7 protein-coding genes are annotated in these 6,000 nt (G+C 48.2%); 1 reads left to right on the forward strand and 6 read right to left on the reverse strand.

Annotated features, from left to right (window positions below):
- Positions 1-38 precede the first annotated feature (38 nt).
- The 6 genes from psbV to Q5691_RS19080 all read right to left on the reverse strand — a co-directional run bounded on the left by psbV (position 39) and on the right by Q5691_RS19080 (position 3,999).
- Complete coding sequence (gene psbV / locus Q5691_RS19055) at positions 39-527, reverse strand: photosystem II cytochrome c-550 (RefSeq protein ID WP_190663569.1); 489 nt, start codon at positions 525-527, stop codon at positions 39-41.
- 145 nt (positions 528-672) lie between these two features.
- Positions 673-864 carry a translation initiation factor IF-2 gene (locus tag Q5691_RS19060; RefSeq protein WP_333058460.1) on the reverse strand — a complete coding sequence of 64 codons (192 nt, stop codon included), beginning with the start codon at positions 862-864 and terminating at the stop codon, positions 673-675.
- A 383-nt stretch (positions 865-1,247) separates the two neighbouring features.
- A complete protein-coding gene (gene accD, locus Q5691_RS19065; RefSeq protein WP_333216841.1) occupies positions 1,248-2,198 on the reverse strand; it encodes an acetyl-CoA carboxylase, carboxyltransferase subunit beta in 951 nt (316 codons plus the stop codon).
- Between the two features lie 139 nt (positions 2,199-2,337).
- Positions 2,338-2,553 carry a hypothetical protein gene (locus Q5691_RS19070; protein ID WP_333216843.1) on the reverse strand — a complete coding sequence of 72 codons (216 nt, stop codon included), beginning with the start codon at positions 2,551-2,553 and terminating at the stop codon, positions 2,338-2,340.
- Positions 2,554-2,614: 61 nt separating this feature from the next.
- Positions 2,615-3,445 carry a prepilin peptidase gene (locus tag Q5691_RS19075; protein WP_333216845.1) on the reverse strand — a complete coding sequence of 277 codons (831 nt, stop codon included), beginning with the start codon at positions 3,443-3,445 and terminating at the stop codon, positions 2,615-2,617.
- Between the two features lie 293 nt (positions 3,446-3,738).
- The gene (locus Q5691_RS19080) at positions 3,739-3,999 is read right to left on the reverse strand and encodes a hypothetical protein (RefSeq protein ID WP_333216847.1); all 261 of its coding nucleotides are present in this window, start codon (positions 3,997-3,999) and stop codon (positions 3,739-3,741) included.
- Positions 4,000-4,087: 88 nt separating this feature from the next.
- Here Q5691_RS19080 and Q5691_RS19085 point away from each other — a divergent pair, with 88 nt between their 5' ends.
- On the forward strand, positions 4,088-5,665 hold the full coding sequence (locus tag Q5691_RS19085; RefSeq protein WP_333216849.1) for an adenylate/guanylate cyclase domain-containing protein: 1,578 nt from the start codon (positions 4,088-4,090) through the stop codon (positions 5,663-5,665).
- Positions 5,666-6,000: the final 335 nt, after the last annotated feature.

The raw sequence follows: 6,000 nt of genomic DNA on the forward strand, positions 1-6,000 counted from the left end.
TCCCAATCCAAAATCCAAAATCTAAAATCTAAAATCGATTAGCGAGCGCCTTTGCCACCAGCCCACTGCTTGGAGACAATTTTTGGCTGCAACAGAATGTGACCGGCAATCGCGTACAAATCGTCATCCGAGAGATTTCTCATCTCAGCGAAAATATCCGCGCTCTTCATGCTCGGATGCAGTTCCGAAATTTCCTCAAACCCGTCATAAGTGGTGGGATTTTTCATAAAGTCCACCAGCGACTCAATATTATTCCGGGGCGGGTTGGCCAAAGCCAGAGTTTCCGGGCTCAAATTCACGTTCGGGTCAGTTTTGGTCATGCCCGCAGCGTGACATTGAGCGCAAGCCGAATTGAACAGGCGTTTGCCTTGCTCAACTTGTTTGAGGCTCAGCACCACTGGAGTACCCTTGTCATTCAAAGGCAGAGTGCGAAGTTCAGGACTCAGTTCGATAGCCATCGCACTGCTGACAAATAACTGAAATGTCAAGAATACAGCGGTCAGAGCAATGAAATATCTTTTAAGCATGGTTCTCCTTAAAAAAATCCGGCAAATTATTGAACGCTAAGAGATCATACCTGGCAAACAGATTTGTGTTCAAAATTCCCTCTTTCTACAACAACTGGCGAAAGTTTGTGCAGCCATACCTTTAAAGGTAGAGGAATTTTGCGATCTAATCTGCAAGAAGTTTTGAGTCGCGCCTTTTTTCGAGAGTGGACATAATTGCCTTAACATCCTCCAAAGCCAAACGGGTTTGAGGGTGCTTGTAGGCAATTTCCAACTCATCGCACAAGCGGATAACTTCTTCAACAGGGACGTTGAAGTCCTCTGCTATTTCTGCGATGGACAGGTCTGCAAAACCCATAATTTTTAGGTCGCTGACAGGTCAAAATTGAGTTGACGGCTATTAACTGAAAGCCGGACAATTTTAGAAAGCGCTGTTAGCTTGTTCTGTTAGTTTGTTCTGAGATTTTGTTTGATCTATCGCAAGCTAACTAACCGCTAACTGCGACTAGGCATTTTTGCCCAGCCTAACTTCAGGGCCAATCAACTTCCGATCAATATCATCCCACTGCTGCGTCGTTATTACCAATAGCACTTGCGCGCGCGGGGCTCAAAAGCCGGTGTCTGCGTGAACGTCTCGTTACCAAACTAAATATTTTTGGTAGAACCCGGCTTTTTCGCAATTCCTCAGCAATTTCCCTCTGTGCCGGGACTCACCAACAGACAATCATCCGGCGCAGCAGCTTAGGGAGAAAGCTTGAAAGCGTGAGTCTGCGGGGGCAAAGCGTGGTTATCGCTGGCTTCTAGGGCGGGGAATTCCGAGCCTGCCAAGAAAGGCTGGGGCTGGTGGAGGCTGATGAGCTGACCGAGAGTTTTCTTTAATTGAGTCCGGGGTACAATCAAGTCTACAAAACCGTGGGCGAAGGAGTATTCGGAAGTTTGATAATTTTCCGGCAGCTTTTCCCGCAGAGTTTGTTCGATTACCCTGCCGCCCGTAAAGGCCACAGTAGCTTTTGGCTCTGCAATTATAATGTCTCCCAGCATGGCAAAACTGGCGGTGACGCCGCCGGTGGTCGGGTGGGTCAAAATCGGGATGTAAAGCAGTCTCGCTTCCCGGTGGCGTTCCAGAGCCCCGGAAATTTTAGCCATTTGCATCAAGCTGAGCATTCCTTCTTGCATTCTTGCGCCACCGGAAGCGCAGACAATGATCACGGACAAGCGTTCCCGCGTGGCGTGTTCGATGAGGCGAGTTAGCTTTTCTCCGACAACTGAGCCCATGCTGCCGCCGATGAACTGAAATTCCATGACCCCGAGGGCGACTGGCAAATTTTCGAGTTTGCCGATGCCTGTTTCTACGGCGTCTAGGTGGCCTGTTTTTTCTTGAAATTCTCGGAGTCGATCGCTATATTTTTTGCGGTCGCGAAATTTCAGGGGATCTGTGGCGTGCAGTCCTTCGTTAATGGGTACCCAGGTATTGGGATCGATCAACTGTTCGATGCGATCGTCACTGTAAACTCTGATATGATGCCCGCATTCCAAGCAAACCATTTGATTTGCTCGCAGGTCTTTGGTATAACTCAGGGCATCGCAAGCTTCGCATTTATTCCAAAGCCCGTCCGCAATTTCTCGTTCCGGCCGTTCTTGGGAGTTCGGTACTGATTTTCGTCGATTTGCAAACCAATCAAATAGAGACATTAAAACTTGGTAATTGTTAACTGTTAACTGTTGACTGTTGACTGTTGACTGTTGACTGTTGTTATTTGTGAGTTGTTAGCTGCTACCAATAACTAATAACTAATAACCCATAACAACTGACAATAAAGAACAGACTTGACTACTGAGTATTGTCCTCTTCAATGGGACTGATGAGGAGCGATGCTGTTCGCTGGTGTTCTGGAAGAACTTGCAGGGCTGTAGCACTTCCAGCACCCAAATAAGATGCTATGCCCAAGTCTACAATCCGGGCTGGGATTTCATGAGCTGCTAGGAGCTGCTGCATTAATTCCGCTTCCCAACGAAAGCTAGTGGTTTTAAGTGTAATCCAAGACACGGAACAATTTTACCAATTTTTGAGACAATATTATGTTCGATCGCGCCTGACTACCGGCAGATCAGAAACTAAAATTCGGGAAAAACAACTGCAAGTAAGTAGATAAGATCGCTTCGCCCCACAGAGCAGTAATTGCTGTACCGAGAGCCAGAAACGGGCCGAAAGGCATGGGTTGACGCCGATCGAGTAACCCGATAGCGATCGCCCCGCCACCAGCAAAAGCCCCGGCTATACAGGCAATAAATCCCGCTAGCAGCAAGTATTTCCAGCCCAGCCAAGCTCCCATCAAGGCGGCTAATTTGGTATCTCCAGCCCCCATAGCATTCTGCCCCAGCCCGATCGTCCCGGCGAGTCCGATCGCATCAAACAGCCACAACCCGACAACTGCTCCCGCGATCCCGTCGAGTACCAGATAGTGTACCGAGTCGATCAAACTAAATGTCGGCCACCAACCTTTCGCCACCTGGAAAACCAATCCGAGCACCAAACCCGATCGAGTTAAAGAATTAGGCAAAGTCATTGTATCGCAATCAATCAAAGACAAAGCCAACAGCCAGCTAAACAAAGTCCAAAAACCAAGAGTTTGCACTGTTACGCCAAACCGCCAAAAGATTAGCAAAAACAGCAAACCCGTAGCTGCTTCCACCAGTGGATAACGGGCCGAAATCCGACTCCGGCAGTGATTGCAGCGTCCCCGCAGCCACAGCCAACCGAAAACGGGTATATTTTCGTAAGTTCTGAGTTGATTTAAACATTTGGGACAGCGAGAAGGAGGGTTGATCACAGACAAACCCGCAGGCAACCGATAAACTACCACATTTAGAAAGCTGCCAATAGCCGCTCCGACAATAAAGACGATCGCCATGACAAGGCAATTAAAGATAATTTCCATTAAGTTGACTGTTCACTGTTGACTGTTCACTGTTGACTGGGGTTATGTATCACTTGTTACTTCTCAATAGTTAGTTGTCAGTTGTTAGAGCCTGTACGGTCAATTACCCATCATAAAAGGTATTAATAGTCAAGAAGGCAAGTTTTCATAAAATCCTGAAAACATGGCTCTTCACTAGAAACCTATTTTAGTGCGAGAGTTCGAGCGGACATAATATTAGTGACTAATTATCAATTCCCAATGCCCAATGCTCAATTATCAATTACCAATTACCACCAATGACCAATTAGCAATTAATACATTTGAGATTCAATTTCCTCAAAAGTAACAAAACGTTCACCGGGCAATAAAATCGGCTGCGAAGCAAAAATTATCTGGCCTCGATCGCTTCCTTGACTGACAACTACACCCGCCGGACGCTGCATCTGATCGGAATGCACTTTCAGATACATACCATAGGCAGAGCGAGCAGCTCGGATCAAATCGGGAGCTAGCAAGCTGTGACTTTCGGAAGTTTCTATAGTGGGTTCTGGGTTTGGCTGATATGGAGTCACTGGAAACTTATCATAATGGTATAGGTCGAGTTACTGGTGTGGGCTCTCGATCGATAGAACTTACCCTATTTTTTAAGAATAAACTTAGGTGGAAATTATTAATAGATTAACCTACAATCCTCCCTTGGCTGCGATCGAACTGCGACTGCGATCGCTCCTTTCGGCTCAACTGTACGCTGCTGCGTGGGTAGATCCTTCCCCGGCAACGCTCATGGGGGTTTTCGAGCACCTGCGAACTCTGCGCTACATCCTCCACGACTACGTACCGAGGCTCGTGTCCGAATCTCCGCCCAATCCGGGCGAGGTGCGCTACCAGTGGCAAACAGGCACCTTGCTGTTCACGGATTTGGCAGGGTTTACCTCGCTGTTGGAAGCGAATGCGACCCAGGGGCGCAAGGGAGCTGAAAGCCTGCTGGGCGTGATTAACGACTATTTTGCCTCGATGATTGAAATTGTCAGCAAATCGGGCGGGGATTTGCTGGAGTTTACCGGAGATGCGATGCTGGTGCAGTTTCTGTCAGGAGTTTACCAAGAGGATACAGCCAGGGCGGTGCGGGCGGGTTTGCGGATGCAGCGGGCGATGGCTGAATTTGCCAATATTGAAACGGCGCGGGGTGTTTTGTCTTTGAGGATGCGGGTGGGCATCCACTGCGGCCGCTATATTAGTGCTGACATCGGTACCCCGCTGCGGATGGCTCACGTACTGCTGGGGCATTCAGTGCAGCAAGCCAAGCAAGCTGAGGGTTCTGGAACTGTGGGGCGGGTGTGTGTGACGGAAACTGCTAGAGAGTCTTTGGGAGAGCAATTTCGTTTTGAACCCGGGAAACCGGGTTATTTTTTGGTGGCGGACGATTTCACGGACGATCGACTCGGAGAGTATGATATCACTTTGACTGGGCGGCGGATGCCGAGTTCGGTCTTGCTCGATCGCAGCGTGGCGGGCTTGGTAAAAGAAATCGGGGAAGCTGTGAATCGGCTTGAACCCCTTGCTAGTTATATTCCCAAAACTATCCTGAGACTGCTGGTGGAAAATGCAGACAGGCGGAAAATTCCGCCGGATTTTCCTGAACCGACGGTGATGTTTGTCAACTTGATTGGTTTACCGGAGTCTGTGGACAAAGCTTCGCTGGAGGAAGAAGTCAATCTGATAGTGGCTTTTTCTCGGGTGTTTGCGTCGATTGATGCTGTAGTCTCAGCTAAAGGGGGCGTGTTGCAAAAAGTAACGGCGCACTTAGACGGTTCGGATATGCTGATTTATTTTGGCGTACCTGACGCTCACACAGATGATGCCAGCCGCGCGGCTAGTGCGGCGATTGCAATCCGAGATCTGATTGTAGGTTGGCCTCTGGTAATTATCGCGGGTGAAGAAGTAAAAGTAAGCTGTCAAATTGGGCTGTCGCGGGGGCCGGTGTTTGCTGCTGAGGTTGGGGAACCGCGAGGGCGTAGGGAGTTTAATATCCTCGGCGATACGGTGAATACGGCGGCTCGGTTGATGAGCAAGGCGGGGGAAAACCAAATTTTGATTGCTGAAAGGGTGTATGAGTCGATCGAGCTAAACTTCATTTGCGAGGCTTTGGGATCTGTTGCTCTGAAGGGGAAATCTGCTCAAACTCCGATTTTTGCTTTGCAAGGTGCAAAAGGGGAGAAGGGGAAAGCGGGCGTTTAAATAACTTTGCTGGGTAATAGTTGTAGAGGTTTTATGGTTCACAAAGGCAAGTACAGTACAACCGCTTTCCACTGTGACTACTAAATGTTATTTTTATAATTTTTTAGGATACATCACAAGAAAAACCGCCACTTCGTCAGATAAGTTCCGGTTGCATCGGAATGATTTAACCGCAGAGAACGCAGAGAACGCAGAGGGAGATCCCAGAGAGATGAATAATTCCGATGAGGGGCGGAATTAATATCACTCGCATAGACTAAACGGCTCTCCTGAGTTTATGGTGTAAAATGTACATACTAATACATTTACCATTATGAGCTTCCATCTAGACTATC

Origin of the sequence: Microcoleus sp. w1-18aA5, from assembly GCF_036701705.1 — a bacterium.
In the GTDB taxonomy this organism is placed as follows: domain Bacteria; phylum Cyanobacteriota; class Cyanobacteriia; order Cyanobacteriales; family Microcoleaceae; genus Microcoleus.